The organism is Ruegeria sp. ANG10 (assembly GCF_040705255.1).
Lineage (GTDB): Bacteria > Pseudomonadota > Alphaproteobacteria > Rhodobacterales > Rhodobacteraceae > Ruegeria.
The window spans coordinates 164,207-182,908 of record NZ_JBFCVU010000010.1; the positions used below are offsets into that span (position 1 = coordinate 164,207).

At 58.7% G+C, this 18,702-nt stretch carries 20 protein-coding genes and 1 pseudogene; 13 read left to right on the top strand and 8 right to left on the bottom strand.

The window, feature by feature from the left end; genetic code table 11:
• Window position 1 precedes the first annotated feature (1 nt).
• Complete coding sequence (gene deoC, locus AB1A64_RS18725; RefSeq protein ID WP_366553108.1) at window positions 2–1,000, bottom strand: deoxyribose-phosphate aldolase; 999 nt, start codon at window positions 998–1,000, stop codon at window positions 2–4.
• 200 nt (window positions 1,001–1,200) lie between these two features.
• Here deoC and AB1A64_RS18730 point away from each other — a divergent pair, with 200 nt between their 5' ends.
• The 6 genes from AB1A64_RS18730 (at window position 1,201) to rmuC (ending at window position 8,520) form a co-directional block, all read left to right on the top strand.
• Window positions 1,201–2,154, top strand: a complete 954-nt coding sequence (locus AB1A64_RS18730) for a zinc ABC transporter substrate-binding protein (protein ID WP_366553110.1) — start codon at window positions 1,201–1,203, stop codon at window positions 2,152–2,154.
• A 3-nt stretch (window positions 2,155–2,157) separates the two neighbouring features.
• Window positions 2,158–2,961 (top strand): metal ABC transporter ATP-binding protein, encoded by an 804-nt coding sequence (locus AB1A64_RS18735; RefSeq protein WP_366553150.1) that lies wholly within the window; start codon window positions 2,158–2,160, stop codon window positions 2,959–2,961.
• Between the two features lie 2 nt (window positions 2,962–2,963).
• Entirely contained in the window at window positions 2,964–4,169 is a 1,206-nt protein-coding gene (locus AB1A64_RS18740; RefSeq protein WP_366553112.1) for a metal ABC transporter permease, read from the top strand.
• Window positions 4,166–5,095: a metal ABC transporter permease gene (locus AB1A64_RS18745; RefSeq protein WP_366553114.1), complete on the top strand. Its 930-nt coding sequence runs from the start codon at window positions 4,166–4,168 to the stop codon at window positions 5,093–5,095. Before AB1A64_RS18740 ends, AB1A64_RS18745 begins: the two co-directional genes overlap by 4 nt.
• 283 nt (window positions 5,096–5,378) lie before the next feature.
• Window positions 5,379–7,238 carry a DNA mismatch repair endonuclease MutL gene (gene mutL / locus AB1A64_RS18750; protein WP_366553116.1) on the top strand — a complete coding sequence of 620 codons (1,860 nt, stop codon included), beginning with the start codon at window positions 5,379–5,381 and terminating at the stop codon, window positions 7,236–7,238.
• A gap of 52 nt (window positions 7,239–7,290) precedes the next feature.
• Entirely contained in the window at window positions 7,291–8,520 is a 1,230-nt protein-coding gene (rmuC, locus tag AB1A64_RS18755; protein ID WP_366553118.1) for a DNA recombination protein RmuC, read from the top strand.
• Between the two features lie 3 nt (window positions 8,521–8,523).
• On the opposite strand, the gene AB1A64_RS18760 is transcribed toward rmuC, so the two are convergent.
• From AB1A64_RS18760 to AB1A64_RS18770, 3 genes are read right to left on the bottom strand one after another with little or no spacing between them, the layout of a single operon-like run.
• Window positions 8,524–8,928: a hypothetical protein gene (locus AB1A64_RS18760; protein ID WP_366553120.1), complete on the bottom strand. Its 405-nt coding sequence runs from the start codon at window positions 8,926–8,928 to the stop codon at window positions 8,524–8,526.
• Window positions 8,929–8,983: 55 nt separating this feature from the next.
• Complete coding sequence (locus AB1A64_RS18765; protein ID WP_366553122.1) at window positions 8,984–9,634, bottom strand: ChrR family anti-sigma-E factor; 651 nt, start codon at window positions 9,632–9,634, stop codon at window positions 8,984–8,986.
• Between the two features lie 10 nt (window positions 9,635–9,644).
• Entirely contained in the window at window positions 9,645–10,301 is a 657-nt protein-coding gene (locus AB1A64_RS18770) for a sigma-70 family RNA polymerase sigma factor (protein ID WP_366553124.1), read from the bottom strand.
• A gap of 147 nt (window positions 10,302–10,448) precedes the next feature.
• Here AB1A64_RS18770 and AB1A64_RS18775 point away from each other — a divergent pair, with 147 nt between their 5' ends.
• The 6 genes from AB1A64_RS18775 (at window position 10,449) to AB1A64_RS18800 (ending at window position 14,724) form a co-directional block, all read left to right on the top strand.
• The gene (locus tag AB1A64_RS18775; RefSeq protein WP_366553126.1) at window positions 10,449–11,222 is read left to right on the top strand and encodes a DUF1365 domain-containing protein; all 774 of its coding nucleotides are present in this window, start codon (window positions 10,449–10,451) and stop codon (window positions 11,220–11,222) included.
• An 86-nt stretch (window positions 11,223–11,308) separates the two neighbouring features.
• A complete protein-coding gene (locus AB1A64_RS18780; RefSeq protein WP_170326413.1) occupies window positions 11,309–11,626 on the top strand; it encodes a DUF3775 domain-containing protein in 318 nt (105 codons plus the stop codon).
• A gap of 115 nt (window positions 11,627–11,741) precedes the next feature.
• Entirely contained in the window at window positions 11,742–12,821 is a 1,080-nt protein-coding gene (locus AB1A64_RS18785) for a hypothetical protein (protein WP_366553128.1), read from the top strand.
• A 159-nt stretch (window positions 12,822–12,980) separates the two neighbouring features.
• Window positions 12,981–13,217 (top strand): DUF1127 domain-containing protein, encoded by a 237-nt coding sequence (locus tag AB1A64_RS18790; protein ID WP_366553130.1) that lies wholly within the window; start codon window positions 12,981–12,983, stop codon window positions 13,215–13,217.
• A gap of 43 nt (window positions 13,218–13,260) precedes the next feature.
• Complete coding sequence (locus AB1A64_RS18795) at window positions 13,261–13,461, top strand: hypothetical protein (RefSeq protein WP_366553132.1); 201 nt, start codon at window positions 13,261–13,263, stop codon at window positions 13,459–13,461.
• 168 nt (window positions 13,462–13,629) lie between these two features.
• Window positions 13,630–14,724: a hypothetical protein gene (locus AB1A64_RS18800; protein WP_366553134.1), complete on the top strand. Its 1,095-nt coding sequence runs from the start codon at window positions 13,630–13,632 to the stop codon at window positions 14,722–14,724.
• 19 nt (window positions 14,725–14,743) lie between these two features.
• On the opposite strand, the gene AB1A64_RS18805 is transcribed toward AB1A64_RS18800, so the two are convergent.
• Genes AB1A64_RS18805 through AB1A64_RS18820 form a run of 4 tightly spaced genes read right to left on the bottom strand, consistent with a single transcriptional unit; the run spans window position 14,744 to window position 18,239 of the window.
• Window positions 14,744–15,886, bottom strand: a complete 1,143-nt coding sequence (locus AB1A64_RS18805; RefSeq protein WP_366553136.1) for a saccharopine dehydrogenase family protein — start codon at window positions 15,884–15,886, stop codon at window positions 14,744–14,746.
• Window positions 15,887–15,889: 3 nt separating this feature from the next.
• Window positions 15,890–16,942, bottom strand: coding sequence for a saccharopine dehydrogenase (locus tag AB1A64_RS18810; protein ID WP_366553138.1), 1,053 nt, complete (start codon window positions 16,940–16,942; stop codon window positions 15,890–15,892).
• Window positions 16,943–16,956: 14 nt separating this feature from the next.
• Window positions 16,957–17,571: a glutathione S-transferase family protein gene (locus AB1A64_RS18815; protein ID WP_366553151.1), complete on the bottom strand. Its 615-nt coding sequence runs from the start codon at window positions 17,569–17,571 to the stop codon at window positions 16,957–16,959.
• A 17-nt stretch (window positions 17,572–17,588) separates the two neighbouring features.
• The gene (locus AB1A64_RS18820) at window positions 17,589–18,239 is read right to left on the bottom strand and encodes a histidine phosphatase family protein (RefSeq protein WP_366553140.1); all 651 of its coding nucleotides are present in this window, start codon (window positions 18,237–18,239) and stop codon (window positions 17,589–17,591) included.
• 330 nt (window positions 18,240–18,569) lie between these two features.
• On the opposite strand from AB1A64_RS18820, the pseudogene gcvT reads away from it, so the two are divergent.
• Window positions 18,570–18,702 (top strand): annotated as a pseudogene (gcvT, locus tag AB1A64_RS18825) (glycine cleavage system aminomethyltransferase GcvT); the annotation flags it as partial.

Here is an 18,702-nt window from a genome sequence, read left to right on the forward strand (position 1 = left end):
CTCAGCCGAGTGAATGCCTGTAACCGGCGGAATACGCGCCCGTTACATAATGTTCCAACTGCCGTTCGATATCGCCCAGCAGGGATGATGCGCCAAAGCGGTACAGGTCCGGCTGCAGCCAGCGGTCGCCCAGCTCATCCTTGATCAGCGATAGATACACCAGCGCGTCCTTGGCTTTAGAAATCCCGCCCGCAGGCTTATACCCAACTCGATACCCGGTGCGGTCATAGTAGTCGCGGATCGCGCGGATCATCACCAATGACACGGGCAGGGTGGCGTTGACGCTTTCCTTCCCGGTCGAGGTTTTGATGAAATCAGCACCCGCCATCATGCATACCAGCGAAGCGCGGGCGACGTTGCGCAGACTGCCCAGCTCTCCGGTGGCGAGGATGGCCTTCACATGCGCATCACCGCAAGCCACTCGGAAGGCCTTCATCTCATCATACAGCGCCTGCCAATCGCCGGACAGGACGTGACGGCGCGAGATGACGATGTCGATCTCTTCGGTGCCGGCTTTTACACTTTCTTCGATTTCGGCCACACGCAGGTGGAACGGCGACAGGCCCGCCGGGAAACCGGTTGACACAGCCGCAACCGGAATGCCGGTGCCTTTCAGCGCCTCAACCGCCGTGCCGATCATGTCGTGGTAGACGCAGACAGCCCCGGTGGTGATCGGCGGCATGTCCAGCGCCTGCAATACCGAAGGCGCCACGGGCTGACGCGCCTTGGCGCACAGGCGGCGCACCCGACCCACGGTGTCATCGCCGGACAAGGTGGTCAGGTCGATCATGGTGATCGCCTTCAACAGCCACGCGGCCTGATACTCTTTCTTAACCGACCGACGACCGGGCAGGGTCGCGGCGCGGCGTTCGATGGCCGAGGTATTGGCCTGCACGGCGCGTACCCAATCCAGATCAAGATCCATGCCGGGGTTTCTGGGTTCGGTCACTTGCGGCAGATGCGCGGTGCGCACGGGGCTTTCTGAGCTCTGCGTATCCATAGTCACGTCCTTTGGGAGGTTTGCGCCAAAATCGCACGAGCCGCACGTAAAGGGAAGGTGCAGCAAGGAGCGATCTGCAAATTTTTTGACCAAATGGACAAAAATAGGCATTTTCTTGCGAATAATTCGCAATAGCGTTGACTTAGTTGCGAATGGTTCGCATATTCATTCTCAACAGGACACCAAATCGGGATCTGACTATGATTCGTCGCAGCTTTCTTGCAGCGCTAGCATTTGCGGCTGCTTTGCCACTGACGGCTTGGGCCGAGACACCACTGAAAGTGGTCGCAACCACTGGTATGATTGCTGACGCCGCGCGTCAGGTGGGCGGGGACCAGGTCGAGGTGAAGGGCCTGATGGGCCCCGGCGTCGATCCGCATGCCTATCGCCAGACCCGCAGTGATATCGTTGCGATGACTCGCGCGGACCTGATCCTGTGGCATGGCCTTTATCTTGAGGCGCAAATGGAAGATTTCTTCCATGACCTCGGCCGCAAGCGCACCGTGGTGGCCGTGGCAGAAGGGATCGACAAATCCAAACTGCGCGCGCATGACGATTATGCCGACAAATACGATCCGCATGTGTGGATGAGCCCAACCCTGTGGCGCGATGTGGTGGTTGAGGTGCAAGAGGCCCTGACCGCAGCGCGCCCCGAAGCGGCGGATATTTTTGCCGCTAATGCGGAAGTGCATTTGGCTGAGCTTGATGCGCTGACCACCTATGCTAATCAGGCACTGGCGGCCGTTCCCGAAAACAACCGCGTGCTGGTTACCGCGCATGACGCCTTTGGCTATTTCGGCGCGGCATACGGGTATGAGGTGATGGGCATTCAGGGCATCTCGACCCAGTCCGAGGCCGGGCTAAGCCGGATCGGAGAGCTTGTGGATACGTTGGTCGATCAACAGCTGACGGCGGTGTTCGTTGAAAGCTCGGTCTCTGATCGGTCGATGCGCGCACTGATCGAAGGGGCTGCTGCCAAAGGTCACAACGTGGGTGTGGGCGGAGAGCTTTATTCCGACGCCATGGGTGAGCCCGGCACGTATGAAGGTACTTATGTTGGCATGCTGGATCACAATATCACTGTCATCGCCGGGGCGTTGGGCGCGGATGTGCCTGATCGCGGCATGAACGACAAACTGTCGGCGGGGTTTTGAATGATGCTGGAACTGGCCGCTGATCAGGGTGTTTCGATTGCCGGGCACAGTTTAGACGACAGCCCTCTGGCCATTCGCGGATTGACCGTTTCCTATGGCCAGAAACCTGCGGTGTTCTCGGTGGATATGACCGTGCAGCCCGGTGCGATGACGGCGATCATCGGGCCCAATGGTGCGGGGAAATCGACCCTGCTAAAGGCGGCACTCGGGATTGTATCGCCGCTCTCCGGGCAGGTCACTGTCTATGGCAAACCGCTGGAGCAGCAGCGTGCCCGTATCGCCTATGTTCCGCAGCGCGCCAGTGTGGATTGGGATTTCCCTACACGCGTGATCGACGTGGTGCTGATGGGCCTGTCGCGGCAGCTGGGCCTGTTGGGCCGCATTCGTGCCCGTCACATGTCCCGCGCCATGGATTGCCTGAACCGCGTTGGCATGCGTGATTTCGCGGATCGTCAGATTGGTCAGCTTTCTGGCGGTCAGCAACAGCGCGTGTTTCTGGCCCGCGCTTTGGCGCAAGAGGCTGATCTGTACCTTCTGGACGAACCCTTTGCCGGGGTCGATGCGGCCACAGAAAAGGCCATCATCGCGGTTCTGAAATCGTTGAAAGAGGCGGGTAAGACCGTCGTTGTTGTGCATCACGATCTGGCCACCGTCACCGACTATTTCGACCACGTCTTCCTGATCAACACCCGTAAGGTGGCCGAAGGAACAGTGGCCGAGGCTTTCACAGCCGAATCCCTGCAATCGGCCTATGGCGGCCGTCTGGCCACTGCGCAGATCGACCAGATCTCACGCGCGCTGGGGTAATCATGCTTTGGGATGCTCTGAGCCTGCAGCTTGGCTATAACGCCACGCTGGTTGCCATTGGTGCGACCTTGCTGGGCGTATCCGCCGGGGTGACCGGCACTTTCCTGTTTCTGCGCAAACGCGCGCTGGTCAGCGATGCGATCAGCCATGCGACTTTGCCCGGCGTGTGCCTGGCCTTTATGGTGCTGGTCGCTTTTGGCGGCGACGGGCGCAATCTGATCGGTCTGCTTGCCGGATCGGCGATCTCAGCCTGGATTGGTCTGCTGTGTATGAATTGGCTGACCCGGCGCACGCGGCTGGCCGAAGATGCAGCTATCGGGGCCGTTTTGTCGGTGTTCTTTGGCTTTGGCATCGTTCTGTTGACCGTGATTCAAACCATGGGTGTCGGTCGTCAGGCAGGGCTCGAGGGGTTTTTGCTGGGGTCCACCGCCGGAATGCTGTGGGCGGATGCGCTGATCATTGCGATTGGCGGGGCAGCCACGCTTGTTCTTGTGATGATCATCCGCCGTCCGATGACCATGGTAGCCTTTGACCCGGAATATGCCGCCGCGCGCGGGCTACCGGTGCATCGGATTGATCTGGCGATGATGGGATTGGTGATGGCCGTCACCGTTGTCGGGTTGAAGATCGTCGGGCTGATCCTGATTGTGGCATTGCTGATCATACCGCCCGTGACCGCACGGTTCTGGACCGACCGCTCGGACCGGGTTGTCTTGCTCGCCGGTGTAGCGGGTGGGTTGGCCGGGTATCTGGGCGCGGCCCTGTCGGCCTCGGCGCCGAACCTGCCGACCGGTCCGATCATCGTGCTGGTCAGCTTTGGCTTTTTCGCGCTGTCGCTGCTGTTTGCACCTGTTCGCGGTGTTCTGGCGGCGGTGTTGCAACATCTGAAATTCCAGCGCCGGGTGCATATCCGGCAAGGTTTGCTGGCGCTGGCGCAAGGTCAGAAAATCTATGAACCGTTGACTCTGCGCCTGCTGCGCCGCGCTGGCTTGGCCCGCGCCGATGGCGTTGCCACCGAGGCTGGTAAAGCCCGTGCCGCCAAGGCGCTGCGCGACGAAAAACGGTGGGAAATCGTACGTGCGGATCAGGCGCATGAGGCGACGGCAGCGCTCTATGACGGGCTGCGCGATATCGAAACGGTGCTGACCTGCGATCAGATCGCGGATATCGACCGTCTGATCGGTGGCCCGCAGGAGGTCCAGCCATGAGCGGTGAAGAATTTGTCCCCCTGTCTCTGACGCCTCTGTTGATCGGGATCTTCGCCGCAATTGCCTGTGCCCTGCCGGGAAATTTTCTGGTTCTGCGCAAACAAGCCCTGATCGGGGATGCGATCAGTCATGTGGTGCTGCCCGGCATCGTTGTGGCCTTTCTGTTGACCGGAGCGATCTCGACCTGGCCCATGATGTTGGGCGCGGCAGGTGCTGCGATAGTCGCCGTCGTGATGATCGAGGCGATCCGGCGGCTGGGTCAGATCGAACCCGGTGCCGCGATGGGCGTGGTGTTCACCACCATGTTCGCAGGCGGTGTGCTGCTGTTGGAGCAAACCGATACCTCGACCGTGCATCTGGACGTGGAGCACGCGCTTTACGGCAATCTGGAAAGTCTGATCTGGCTGGATGCTGTGGGATGGTCATCGCTGTTGGACCTGACGGCTTTGGCGGGGCTGCCGCCGGAACTGCCGCGGATTGCGCTGACGCTGGTTGGGGTGGTTCTGTTCATCTGGCTGTTCTGGCGTCCGCTGAAAATTTCGACCTTCGACGAAGGCTTCGCCCGCACCATCGGCATTCGCACCGGCGCGCTGGGTATGGCGTTGGTAATCGTGGCTGCAATATCGGCCGTGGCCGCGTTTGATGCTGTGGGGTCGATCATCGTGATCGCCATGTTTATCTGCCCCCCGGCGGCAGCGCGGATGATGACCAATCGGCTGGAAACCCAAATCGCCTGGAGCGTCATTTTCGCCACCGCGTCCGCAATATCGGGCTATGTGCTGGCGGGCTACGGGCCGCTTTGGTTGGGTGGTACGGATGCGGTTAGCGCGGCGGGGATGATCGCAACCATGTCCGGCCTGATCCTGGCCTGCGCCGCATTGTGGGGCCCGTGCCGCTCCCGCGCCGGAGCGCCCCAAGCCACTTGACACGGCGCTTTCCCGCTGTTGGTCAATGCGAGGGTTCGGCTGAAATTCGCCCAGACGCCCAGCGAGGACAGAGTTAATAATTGTCACGCCGCGTTTCGTGTTACGCCCGCCGCAATTAAATTCTGAATGACCACCACTCACTTGGATCGTTCGGACAATCGTGGCAAGGATTGCCGTCTGTTGACATCGGCACAGCGCGATTGTTCGAACGCCCCCTCCCTCCTAAAAATAGGGCTGCCAAATCAGTGGCAGAATCGTGTGCGCATATGCTAGGTCTGGTGGTATGGTGCAGGCAAACCCCAATATCAGCGAACTCCGCCCCGTAATCCGTCAGCTTGACGATGCCGCAATCAACCGCATCGCGGCGGGTGAGGTGGTGGAACGCCCCGCCTCGGCTGTCAAAGAACTGGTGGAAAACGCCATCGACGCCGGATCGACCCGGATTGCCATAGATATCGCAGATGGTGGCAAGACGTTGATTCGCGTCACGGATGATGGGTGCGGGATTTCGGCGGATGATCTGTCACTGGCCCTTTCGCGCCACGCGACTTCTAAGATCGACGGGTCAGATCTGCTGAACATTCACACGTTCGGCTTCCGGGGCGAGGCGCTGCCGTCGCTGGGTGCGGTTGGGCGGCTGAACATCACCAGCCGGGTACCGGGGTCAGATGCGGCCCAGATATACGTATCTGGTGGCAAGATGGAGGCGGTGAAACCCGCCGCCTTGCGCGCAGGCACAGTGGTCGAGCTAAGGGATCTGTTCTTTGCCACGCCCGCTCGGCTGAAATTCATGCGCACCGACCGGGCCGAGGCACAGGCAATCACCGATACGGTCAAACGGCTGGCCATGGCGGAACCCGCCATCACCTTTACCCTGCGCGATGTCTCGGGCGGTGGTGAGGGCCGCGTGACCTTTCGCGCCGATCGCGAAAATGGTGATCTGTTCGATGCGTTGCACGCCCGTCTGGCCCGCGTGATCGGGCGCGAGTTTGCCGAGAACGCGTTGCAGATCGATGCCACGCGCGAAGGCATTCGCCTGTATGGCTATGCTGCCTTGCCGACCTATTCGCGCGGTGCTGCGGTGGCGCAGTATCTGTTCGTTAATGGCCGACCCGTGCGCGACAAGATGTTGAGCGGTGCGCTGCGGGCGGCCTATTTCGATTTCCTCAGCCGCGACCGGCAACCGGCGGCGGCACTATTTATCGACTGTGAGCCGACGCTGGTGGATGTAAACGTCCACCCTGCAAAGTCCGAGGTTCGATTTCGCGATCCCGGTGTGGCACGGGGGCTGATCGTCTCGGCCTTGCGGCATGCCTTGGCCGAGGCGGGGCACCGGGCGTCCTCGACCGTGGCCAATGCAACGCTGGGCGCGATGCGGCCCGAACCGGCACAGCCCACTCCCGCCAGGGTGTATCAGATGGATCGCCCTTCGCCCGCAACCCGGCAGGCCGCGTTTCAGGCGCAGGCGCCGGGTTTTGCCGAACTGTCCCGCGATTATAGCGGTAGCATCGTGGAGGCGGCTCCGACCGGTCCGGTCACAGCAGAAGAACCCCCGATGCAGGACCTGCCCTTGGGTGCGGCGCGCGGGCAAGTACATGAGAACTACATCATCGCCCAGACCGCCGACGGCATGGTGATCATCGATCAGCACGCGGCACATGAACGTCTGGTTTACGAAAAGCTGAAAACCCAGATGGCCGAGAACGGCGTCGCCGCGCAGGCACTGCTAATCCCCGAAATTGTCGAACTGTCCGAAGGCGACTGCGCGCGTCTGATGGCGGTTGCAGGTGACCTGTCGCGCCTTGGGCTGACGCTGGAACCCTTTGGCGGCGGCGCCATCGCCGTGCGCGAAACGCCTGCCATTCTGGGCGAGGTCGACGCTCGCGCGATGATCCTGGATATTCTCGATGAACTGGCCGATCAGGGCGAAAGCCAGACGGTGCAGGCGCGGATCGAAGCGATCCTCAGCCGGGTGGCCTGTCATGGCTCGGTTCGGTCTGGCCGCCGGATGCGAGCCGAGGAAATGAATGCCCTGCTGCGCGAGATGGAGGCGACGCCCCATTCCGGCCAATGCAACCACGGGCGACCGACCTATGTGGAACTGAAGCTAAGCGACATCGAACGTCTGTTCGGGCGCAGTTGATCCCGGCGCTTCGCCGGGCTATGAAGAATAAAACGAGAACATCCGAGGCGATATGATCGAGATTGCTGGCACAGAAATGGCTTTGAACGACCCTGTGGTGATGGTCATCGGCGGGGTGGTGGCATTGATTCTGTTGCTGCTGTTCCTGTCCTTGCGGGCAGCCAACCGTTCCGCTCGAATGGCAGAACCACTGGCGCGGCAGATGGCGCATCTGGGCCAGCACGTGCAGCAATTGGGGCAGGGTCAGGAGCAACTGCGCGGTGGTTTGCAGCATGTGTCAGATACACAGGCCAATGCGCAGGTGCAGGTGATCCAGACGGTAGAATCCCGGCTGTCTTCCGTTCAGCAACAGATGAATGACCGGCTGGCGGATAACGCGATGAAATCCGCGCGGGCTTTGGCCGAGATGCAGGAGCGGATGAAGGAATCGCTGCACGGCTCGTCGAAACAGACCGCGACCTCGCTGACCCAATTGCAGGAGCGTCTGGCCGCCATCGACAAGGCGCAGGACAATATCACCAAGCTGTCGGGCGATGTGCTGTCGTTGCAGGATATCTTGTCGAACAAGCAGACACGCGGCGCGTTTGGGGAAATTCAGTTGAACGATATCGTCTCGAAGGCATTGCCGTCGGACAGCTTCCAATTGCAGGCGACTTTGTCGAACGGGCGCCGTGCGGACTGTTTGATCCACCTGCCAAACCCGCCGGGACCGATTGTGATCGACAGCAAATTCCCATTGGAGGCGTATGAGGCGTTGATCGCCTCGACCAATGATGCCGAGCTGAAAGCGGCAGTGCAGATGTTCCGCAGTACGGTGCGCAAGCACATCAACGATATTGCCGAGAAGTACATTCTGGACGGCGAAACCGCCGATGGTGCGCTGATGTTCCTGCCGTCTGAGGCCGTCTATGCCGAGTTGCACGCCAAATTCCCAGAACTTGTGCAGGAGAGTTTCAGCAAACGCGTCTGGATCGTTTCCCCCACCACCTGCATGGCGACGCTGAACACGATGCGGGCGATTCTAAAAGACGCGCGGATGCGGGAACAAGCTGGAGCAATCCGCAAGGAGCTGGGCCTGTTGCATAAAGATGTGGAGCGTTTGGGGGATCGAGTTTCGAACCTCGACCGCCATTTCGGTCAGGCAGCCAAGGATATCTCGGAAATCAAGATCAGTGCCGAAAAAGCCGGGCGTCGGGCACAGCGGTTGGACAATTTCGACTTCGAAGAGCTTGCCCCGGATGATCACAACAATGTGGTGCCATTGGGCAAGTCCGAAGGCTAAGCTTTACTGGATCGACAGATCCAGATTGTAGCCGACTGTCTTATCGGTATCCCGATCATTGCCCATCAGATAAACGCGGATCGTATAATCTCCGTCTTCGGGCAGGTCGATACGCGCGGTGTTGCCATCGATCGAACCGTTGTAGATCGCAACGCCGTCACTACCCGGTGGCAGGATGTTGAAGTAAATCACGCCATTTCCATTGGTATCGCTGACCTTGAGATCGGCGAACATTTCCTGACCCGCCTGCGCGCCCAGTGTGTAGTCGAAATACTCGTTGCCGGTGATCGTCCCGCTTACCATCGTGCCGAAATCACCGGGTTCGAACTTAACGTCCGCCACGCGCTGTGCCCAGGCTGCGCTGGCAAGACCGGTAAGCAATACACTCATAATCAGAAAACGTCGCATGAGATTTCTCCCGAACCGATTGAAGGGTCAGCGTAGCACAAAAAGCCCCTGCGCTTCAGATGCGTAGGAAAGGCTGGAACAGGCGAGGCATAAGCTTGGTGAACTTCAACGGTGCGTCGGTGACGGCCAGGCAGATGCAATCCTCTGAGATATCGGCCGTCGGCGTGTGGTGCAGGCTTTCATCCGCAATCTCAACATCTCCACGACCGAAATGGTCGACCTCGTCCGAGAACGCGCCTTGCAGAACCATCGTCAGTTCCATGCCGTTGTGGCTGTGATCGGGCACGGCCGCACCGGCCGGAATGAATAGCAGGCGGGCGGTGGCCTCGCTCGTGGTGGGTAGGATCGCCTGTTTCACACCCATGCCGATGGATCGCCATTTGATGTCATTCACATCGCCGCCGACATAATTCTGCAAAGGCGCGGGCAGCACCGTGCATCCCGGACGTGCGGGTTTTGCAATCGGGGCACCCTGGGCGATCAGCGCCATGGTTGCGGCCAGTGACTCGTCGCTCATGCTGGCCGGGCTGTCCTGCTCTTGCAGGACGCACCCGCCCACAGCGTCAAAGCTTTCCGCTCGGGCGCGGCAGTGGTCACACAGGGACAAATGCGTGGCGACCATCAGGTCGAACGCTTCGGGCAGGTTGCCCGCGGCATAGGCCATCAACAGGTCGTCTGTTAGGTGATGTTTGATATCGTTGCTCATCATCGTCATCTCAATTCATCGCGTGGCGCAAGCGGTCCAGCGCCAGCCGTATCCGTGATTTGATCGTACCCAAGGGCAACCCGGTCTGGGATGCGATTTCGCGATGGCTCAGATCGCCGAAATAGGCCTTTTCGATCAGTTGTCTTTGCGCCTCGGGCAACGCCGCCATGGCGTCGCGCAGCTGCGCGGTTTCCTGTTGCAGCGCGACCACGTCGTCCTGATCCGGTTCCGCCTCGGGACCCCATCCCAAATCCTCGGGTTCGGGCCGGCGTTGTTTGCGCAGGACGTCGATGCGCTTGTTTCTTGCGATCGTGAACACCCAAGTGGCCACGGTCGCGCGGGTGGGATCGAACAGATGCGCCTTGTGCCACAAGGTCGCCATCACCTCTTGCGCGCATTCCTCGGCCAGTGCAGCATCGGACCCTGACTTGATCAGGAACGCCTTGATGCGTGGAGCGAAGTGTTGGAACAGTTCGGCAAAGGCCGCCTGGTCCTGCGCGTCCCGAATGCGTCTGACGTGGCTCACCCACTCAGTTCTGGTGTCGCTACTGCCATCCGCTTTGTTCACCGGCTTGCCCCTGATGCGTTTGCTTGCGCGCCAAGGTTTCAGTGCTGGCCCGCTGGCCGCCGGTTCATCCAAGGTCACGGTATCGATCTCGGTAAACATAACCACATTACGCGGCCCGGCCCAAGGCGGATCACTTTATCTGCTGTTTTTTGATCCGGGTCGCGTCAAATTTCGTACTATCTGATACAAACACATGAGGAAAAGAATGCCGCTGGAACGGTTTACACGAAGATCGGAGAAAACTACGTGAACACGGTCGACCATATTGCAGGCCACACCTTTCACGGGCGAAAGGGCGCGATCCAGAATGCCTTTCGTTACTCCGTCGACTACATCTTGCTGGATCCGGAAAGCCACCCGGCCACACCTGCGCTGTTTTCCATGAACCGGACTAATGTCACCAACTGGCGGGCTCGCGACCATGGCGGTGAGCCAGGGCAGGGGCACGGTGCGGCCTGGCTGCGGGAGCAGTTTGACCAGATGGGTGTGACTCAGCCTGATCACGTGACATTGCTGACCCAACCACGGGTGTTTGGCCATGTATTCAATCCGGTCAGCTTCTGGTTTTGCTTTGATGTTGATGATCAGCTTTACGCCGTGGTGGCCGAGGTCACGAACACTTTTGGTACGCGCCACAGTTATCTGTGCCACACCCCCAACTTTGCACCGATCCAGCCCTCGGACCGCATCGTGGCGGACAAGCTGATGCATGTCTCACCGTTTCAGAAGGTCGAAGGGTCTTATACCTTTCGGTTTGATTATCGCTCAGATCGGGTGGGCGTATGGATCGACTATGGCCGCGAAGATGGTGGGTTGATTGCAACCCTGACCGGAAGGCGGGGACCGCTGACCAATCGCACGATCCTGTGGTCTTTGCTGCGCCGTCCATTCGGTGCGCGCCGTGCGGTTTTTCTTATCGTTTGGCAGGCACTGAAGCTGAAAGTGAAGAAGGCGCGATTCCACCCGTTTCGTACAGCCCCTATTCCCGACCACCCGGTTTCCCGCATTCGCGAGCCTTAAGCTGGCATAGTTTGCGTAAGATCAAAGACTCAGGCGCCGCGGAGTGGTTGTGCTAGGGTGAAACCGCGAACACGAGGAGTTGGGTCATGTTGGAAATCTCGGCAAGAAAAATCGCTCAGGTCGCCATGATGGGGCGCGAACTGAACCGCGCCGAGGGCGAGCTGCGCGCCTTTATCGACCGTATGGGCGAGGACGAGCAGGCCGAGCTGGTTGCTGTCATGTGGATCGGACGAGAAAGCTTTTTCGCCGAGGATCTGGCCGAGGCCATCGCAACCGCCAAATCCGAGGCGTCGACCCCTTGCGCCGATTATCTGATCGGCACACCGCACCTGTCGGATCACCTTGAAAATGGTCTGGATGCGCTGGGCATTTCAGCCGAAGACGTGGAAAACGATCTGATGTAGGCCGGTTTGAACGAAGCGCCTTTTCCCCATGCCTGGTGGTCATCAAATCCGACCGCCAATTCGGCGGCGCAAAGAACAGTTGCAGCAGGGCCGTAAACCGGAGGATGCTCGAACCATGCGACTCGATTGGCGTATTCTAGTGGGACTTGTGTTTGCCGTGGCCAGCATGGCCGCTCCGCGCGTTTCGAACGCCTGTTCGGTTTGCACAACATTGCCGGAATACTCTCTTGCAGACCGTATTCTGTCAGCGCGTGTGATTGTTCTGGCTGCGCCGTCGCCGACCAATCCCTTTAAGTACACCTCGGTTTCCGTGCTGAAAGGCGCGCCCGCGCAGCTAGAGACCCTACCGGATATCCCATTCCTGGTTGACAGCGTGACGCGATCAGCCTTCCGCGTCGACCCTGAAAGAGTTGTTTTGATGATCTACGGCAGCGGATCTGTGGACAAGTCAGGCCGCAGCTTCGCAAGCGCCTGGTCCAAAGGTTTCCTGATGACGCAAGAGCGGGCAGCTTTTCTGGAAGCGGTGCGTTTTCAGGGTAAACACTGGACCGTCGGAAAGACGGCTAACCCTGCACGCGTCACTTTTTTTAGCCAATATCTGACGCATGAAGACAGGCTGTTGCGCAATGCCGCGCTTGCAGAGGTTCATCGCGCACAGTATCCGATTGCCCGACAGGTGCGGGACGTTGTGACAACCGCGTCTTTGTTGCAGGAGTTGCGCGATGTAAATCGCCTTGCTTATGCGCCGGCTGTCATTCGATTGTTGGGTATGCAATCCGATCCTGCCGCGCAGGCATTCGTTCGACAGCGGTATCAGCCTGCGTTGCGTGCCGGTGACCGGAACATAACGGATTGGGCGCTGGCCGGGATCGAGGTGGACGGTGCAGACGCAGTAGAAGCGATTGGGCAGGCGTTGGCGCAGGCGAACCGGTCGCCAGAAGATAAGCAGAAGCTAATTCAGGTTCTTGCCGTTGGCGGTTCCACATGGCCGGAATTGCAAGAACAAATACTGGAGATTTACAAACTTGAGCTTGAACGCAGCGCGGAACTGGCAGGCTGGATCGCCTTGTCTGTACGGACATGGGAAACGGATGCATTGACGGCGTCGTTCAAACAAGTTTTGGCGCGTGAAGACCTTGATGCCGCGGTTTTGTTTTTGGTTCAAAACGCGCTGGATATTGGTGATTTGGATTAAATTATTTTATTTCAGCTAGCTACACCTGATCGTGCCATGTTGTCGGCGTCTGGTCTTGCGAAGATTAAGCGGATTTAACCCAACCCTCCGACGCTTTTAATCCCGAACCCTTTTCTTTGTTTCAACGACAAACGCAATTCAGAGTTAAAGGAGAAAGTCATGGGATACGCACAAACAGTTACACCGCAAAAGGGGCTCTTCTTCGGTCTGTTCTCGAATTACGCCGAAGCTCGGGTCGAACATTTTCGCCGCGATATCTTTGCCAAATCCGTTCGGGCACTGGAAAACCTAAGTGACCGTCAATTGGCAGACATCGGCATCCCACGCAGTGAGATCAAGCAACGCGCTTATGAGAGCGTTTATCACAAGAAACCCTACTCGGGCACCGTACACTGATCCGCTGGCCGTGCTGGCTTTGGCACAATACTTGGAGGAGAAAATGTTTGATTTTAACCCACGCCGCGACCAGTCGATAAATGCCAGTTCCGTGTTGTTGTTCGACCGGGCGATGCGGTTGCAAGCGATCAGTTCCAGCATCGTACGCGCCGCACAAGATCTGAACCGCTTGAACGATTCCGAACTGGCCGAACTGGGCATCAACCGCAGCGATATCGACACCGTGATCGAGCGCTATATCTGACCGATCGCGATGCAAGACAAACCAAAAGCCATTCCGATATTTCGGAATGGCTTTTTTTTGATCACCGGGTCACCTGTCCCGTCCTCTGACTATGTATCTGGCCATCAGCGGGTCATCATGGCAGAAAGTACGCGTTAAAGTTGATTTATGCGTTGCAAGGGCAGGCTGTTGAGTGGACGAATTGTAAGATTGGTGGCTGCGTGCCTGATTTTGATTGCCGCATTTGTTTTGTATCAGCAGCAAAAGCGAAACGACTTGGCCGCAGATATGCTTGCGGGGGGATGCCACAGTCCGGAAGCCGCACCAGAGACGGCCATTCAGGGCTGCAACAGGCTTCTGCAGGCCACGAAATATAAGCCCGAAGAATTGGCCGTCCTCCATATCTATCGAGGACGAGCGTATGTGAAACTGGAAAACCTGCAGCGCGCTTTGCAGGACTTCGAGGATGCTGCTGCTTTCAATGCAAATGAACACCGGGCTTGGCAGTGGGTCAGTTATGTTCTGGGCAAATTGGGGCAGGATGAGGCTGCATTTGACGCCATTGAGACGGCACATCATTTGACCCCCGCGAACACCTACACGATGAAGCAGCGTTTTCGCCTTTTGAGGAAGTTGGCGCGGTACGAAGAGGCCGACGCATATTTCTCTCATCTCATGGAAGAATACCCGTCGGCTGAAAATGAACGGCTGCTGTGGATCCCCCGCCGACTCGGAAAGTTACGTCTTGAGTTGGAGCAATTCGGGCCAGCGGCTGAAGCCTATAGAGAAGCGCTTCGCGTTGATCTTAATCACGATGAAACTCTGTTTCATTTTCTCGAATCTTGCCGATTGGCGGGGTCTGATTGCCCCCCTTTGTTTCCCGAGCGTCGCGCCGACTATCCAGTACTGAGTTGTGCGGAAGCGATCCAGGAAGGGAGCGAAGTCTTTCCCGAGTATGTTGAACAAGAGATGTATGATTCAGGGTATGAGACGCGTGTAGAATTGTTTGAAAACAGCGACTTGGATCTGAGGGTTGTTATTCAGTCAGCCTACCTGGCCTCAGTGCTTGAAGTGTTGCACAGACGAGATGCAGAGAAAGCGCGTAAATTACTCGTAATGAGCCGTGTTTTTGAGTGTGTGAATGGCGGCGCGTTTGAATTCCCTGTAGGACAAAACAAAGGCGATATTCAGCAACAAATTTTCGAGTTTATTTTCGGTCCGGAATTGACCAAGAACTACATTGATCTGGCGCACGCCTCGCTAAAAACACCACCCCAACAGTGATCGGGGCGGTGTCAGTCGTTCAGTTCAACTGATCCACCACCTGCAGATGCTGGGCCAGGGTGTCGATCTCGGCCATCCAGTTCTGCACCAGTTTCGGATCACTCGGCGCGGCGTGAACGCCTGCTGGGATGGCGCGGTTCAGAACCGCCTCGACCGCCAGCGATACCGGGATCGACACCAGTCGCGCCATGGCGGTGCCACGCGCGTCACCCCAGGCGTCCATCACATAGGTCTTGTGCCAGACCGGGATGCCGTCTTTTTCCGCCTTCAGCCCGACGCACAGGACCACGCGGTCGGGTTCGCCCTCGTCATAGGCGTTTTCTTCCCAGAACCGGTCTGACATCTCTTTCAAGCGCGCGTCACCTTCGGGGCCGGACAGGGTTTCGATTTCGCGGAATACATCAGACCACGCATCGGCCCAGCCGTTCAGGCGCAGGGTGCCGCGGACAAATTCCTTGATCGGCCAGTGCTTTTCAAAGTGGTATTGCTCCATGAACGGGATCGAGTCGCGGTTTGGATAAACCTCGAAGCTTTCCGGCGTCGGCAGCGGCGCGATATAGCTGGTAATTGCGTCCCAGGGGCGGGCCACGTCCAGCGGGGCGTAATCGCGGATCGACTTAGATGGCGAACGCAGCGCCTTGAGCACACCAAGCGGCGACCAGCTGAATTTATAACGGAAGGGGTTGGGATTCTTCGGGATGCCACCGCAATACGAAATGAAGCTCAGGTGGTTCTGGGCATCGAACGCATCCGAGGCGCGGTAGTCATCGACCAGCGCATGCGCCATCAGGTGGTCTATGCCTGGGTCCAGCCCAACCTCGTTGACCAGCGCCACTCCGGCTTCGCGGGCCTTGTCGTCCAGCGCACGCATCTCGGGCGCGATATAAGAGGACGAGACGAAATTGGCCTGTTTCGCGATGGCCAGTTCGGCCAGCGGCACGTGCCAGTCACCCGGCAGCATCGAGACGATCACGTCGCCCTTTTCCAGCACTGCACCCAGCGCATCGATGTCAAAGGCGTGGATGTCGTCGGTCAGGTCACCGACCTCGGCTTTAGCTTTTTCGATGGTCCGGTTCCAGACGGTGACCTTGTGCCCGCCTTCGATCAGGCGGCGCAGGCCGGGGATGGCCGACAGGCCGGTGCCACACCAATGAATCGTCATCGCTCAGAGTCCTTTGATATGAGTGTTATAGGTCGCCGCCGCCCGGCCCCAGACACCGGCGTTCAGATTGGTCAGGGTCAGCAGCGAAGGCAGCAATTGCGCGGCATAGTCTTGCGAGCTTTCAACCGGCAGCATTGACGGAAGGTTGTCGATGGCCATCACGTCCATCACCGGATCAGTCGCCACACGCAGAGCAGGGGCGTCCCAGGTGGTGGCACGGTCATAAACGGGCACAGGGTTGTAGTCGCTGTCTGGGTCACAGGCCACATCGCCTATGGCGGTCAGCTTCCGCGGCGCAGTCAGAGCCTCGCGCGGAACAAAAACCGGGGTGCCCGGGCGCGCGAAAATGCAATTCAGGAACAGGTCGTGATTAAGGATCTCCGGGAACGGCCCGCCGCTGGCGGTCTCGGCCATGTCCCATTTGGTCACCTGAACGCCCATCGCCTCGCACATATCAGCGGCCCCTGTGCCCACACGGCCCAATGCACCGATGACGATGGCGCTGGGGCGGGTGCCGGTGGCATCGAGTTCGGCCAGTAGTTCAGCGTTCAGCGCATCCTTGCTCGGATAGACACCAACGGGCGGACATTCCTGATCCCGTTGCTGCGCTGCCCAAGTCTTGAGTGTCACCGCCGCACCGGCATATCCCGCCCAATACCCAAAGGCCGCAACCCGACGGCCTTCTTCATTCACCAGATATTCCAGATCATACAGCGTGCCGCCACCGACCTTGAACCGCTGCAACAGGGCGCGGCCGGAATGCTGGCCTTTGTAGGCGTGGCCGAACATGATGTGGCGGTGGGGCAAGGGTGTACCGACTTCGGGTAGTTCCTTGAGGCCGAAGATGATCGCATCCAGTGGTGCGTCGGGCCAGGAATTCTCGGCCGCTATCTCACACCCGACCTGTCTGTAGCCATCAATCGGGATTGCGCGCACGGAACTTTCCTCAACCGTCACGCGGATGCCTGCTGCGATCAGATCAGTGGCGCCGTCAGGGGTCAGCCCGACCCGTTCCTCATTAGGGCGCTGTTCTGCCCGGACCCAAAGATGTGTCATGCGTTGTCCTTTTGTCAGAGCATTCCGGCGGCGCGCACCGCCTGAACCGAAGAACGTGCCTCCATCGCCGCGCGGAAGGTCAGAATTTTGGGAAAGGCCGAGACGTTGACGCCGTCGACTTCCAGCCAACTGCAAACCACATAGAGATAAGCATCTGCCAGCGAGACGGCCTTGCCCAATACAAACGGCCCGCGCAACCCGTTGGAGGAGATGTAGTCGCAGGACGCGGTCATCGTCTGTGGAACCTTGTCTGTCATGTCTTTCCAGCTGGATTTCTTGTCGGCCCAGCGGGCCCCGCGCAACTTGTGCGCGTGGTTCACATGCATGGTCGAGGCCAGATAATACATCACCTCGCGCATCCGGGTGGCCATGACCGGATCTTTGGGCACCAACCCGGCCTCAGGCGCTTTGACGGCGATATATTCTAACAAAGCGCCAGTTTCGGTCAGGATACCGCCATCAACCACCAATGACGGAACGCGGCCTTTTGGGTTGATTTGCTTATAAGCCGGTTTCGTCTGCTCACCCCCAGCGAAATCCAGTTGGATCGCTTCATACTCCAGCCCCGCCTCTTCCAAAGCAATGGCAACAGCGACCGAGATTGTGCGGGGGGCATAGTATAGTTGCATCATATGGGTCTCCGAGGTCAAAGGTGGGTTTGCGCGAATTGCCTGTCGGGCGAATCCAGATGCGGCACCGCATTGAACAGAACCGGGCTTAGCTGCGCGCCGATCGGATGCAGGCGGTGCAGCGACGTGTTCATGATGGCCAGCGCCACCCGCGCCATCGCCGGGATATCCAGACCCATCGCTTGCCGTACCACCATCGAGATCAACCCGCCCGAGGTCACAACGATGGCTGGCCCGCCCTCAGTGCCAATCTCGCGCAGCGCGTCCGAGACACGGGTCTCGAACTCCGCAAAGGTTTCGGGCGTATCCGTGATCTCACCCCTGGCCCAGGCGGCAAAGGTGCGAGGCAGATGTTCGACAAAGCCCTCTCGGTCGGTGGGGATCGCCACGCCGTGCTGCCGTTCATATAGCTGCGCGATGGTGAAATACTCGATCTCATTCAGGCGCGGGTCCTGGATCGGCTTCGGCAGACCCATGCTGGCCGCGGTTTCCACATGACGCTGCAATGTGCCGCAATAGACCCGCGGGTAATGCGCGCGCGTATCCTGCAAATGCGCCCCCAGCCAACGGGCCTGCTGATGACCCAGATCGCTGAGCTTGTCATAGCTTTCTTCATCACGCGCGGTGGTGTTGGCCTGTCCGTGACGCACCAGTGTAATATGTGACATTGCAATTCCTCTTGGGCGAAGTCTTAGGGCAGGATTCGGATAGGGGCCAGAGGCGTTTAACAGGGGGCGGGCAAAAACCAACCCTCGTAAAAGATTTTGCGTGTTCGTTTTCAGACCCGCGATTTCGCGATGTGATTGTTGCTCAACGGAAAATAGTTTCCTATACGATACAAGACCGCTGCATGCGGCTGTATACGCTTTGTATCGGCTATCATGGCAAATCCTGTTGACTCGCAATAGCGTCCCGGGAACCTTGGTGTTGATTGTAAAAGGGTTGCCATTGCAGACCGCAGGGTGATCTTTCAAAACGGCATTCGAAAGGCCCGGATTATGAGCACCGAACCGAAACGCACTCCTCTCTACGATCTTCATGTTGAGTTGGGAGGTAAGCTGGTTGATTTTGCGGGTTGGGAGATGCCTGTCCAGTATCCGATGGGGATCATGGGAGAGCATAAGCAGTGTC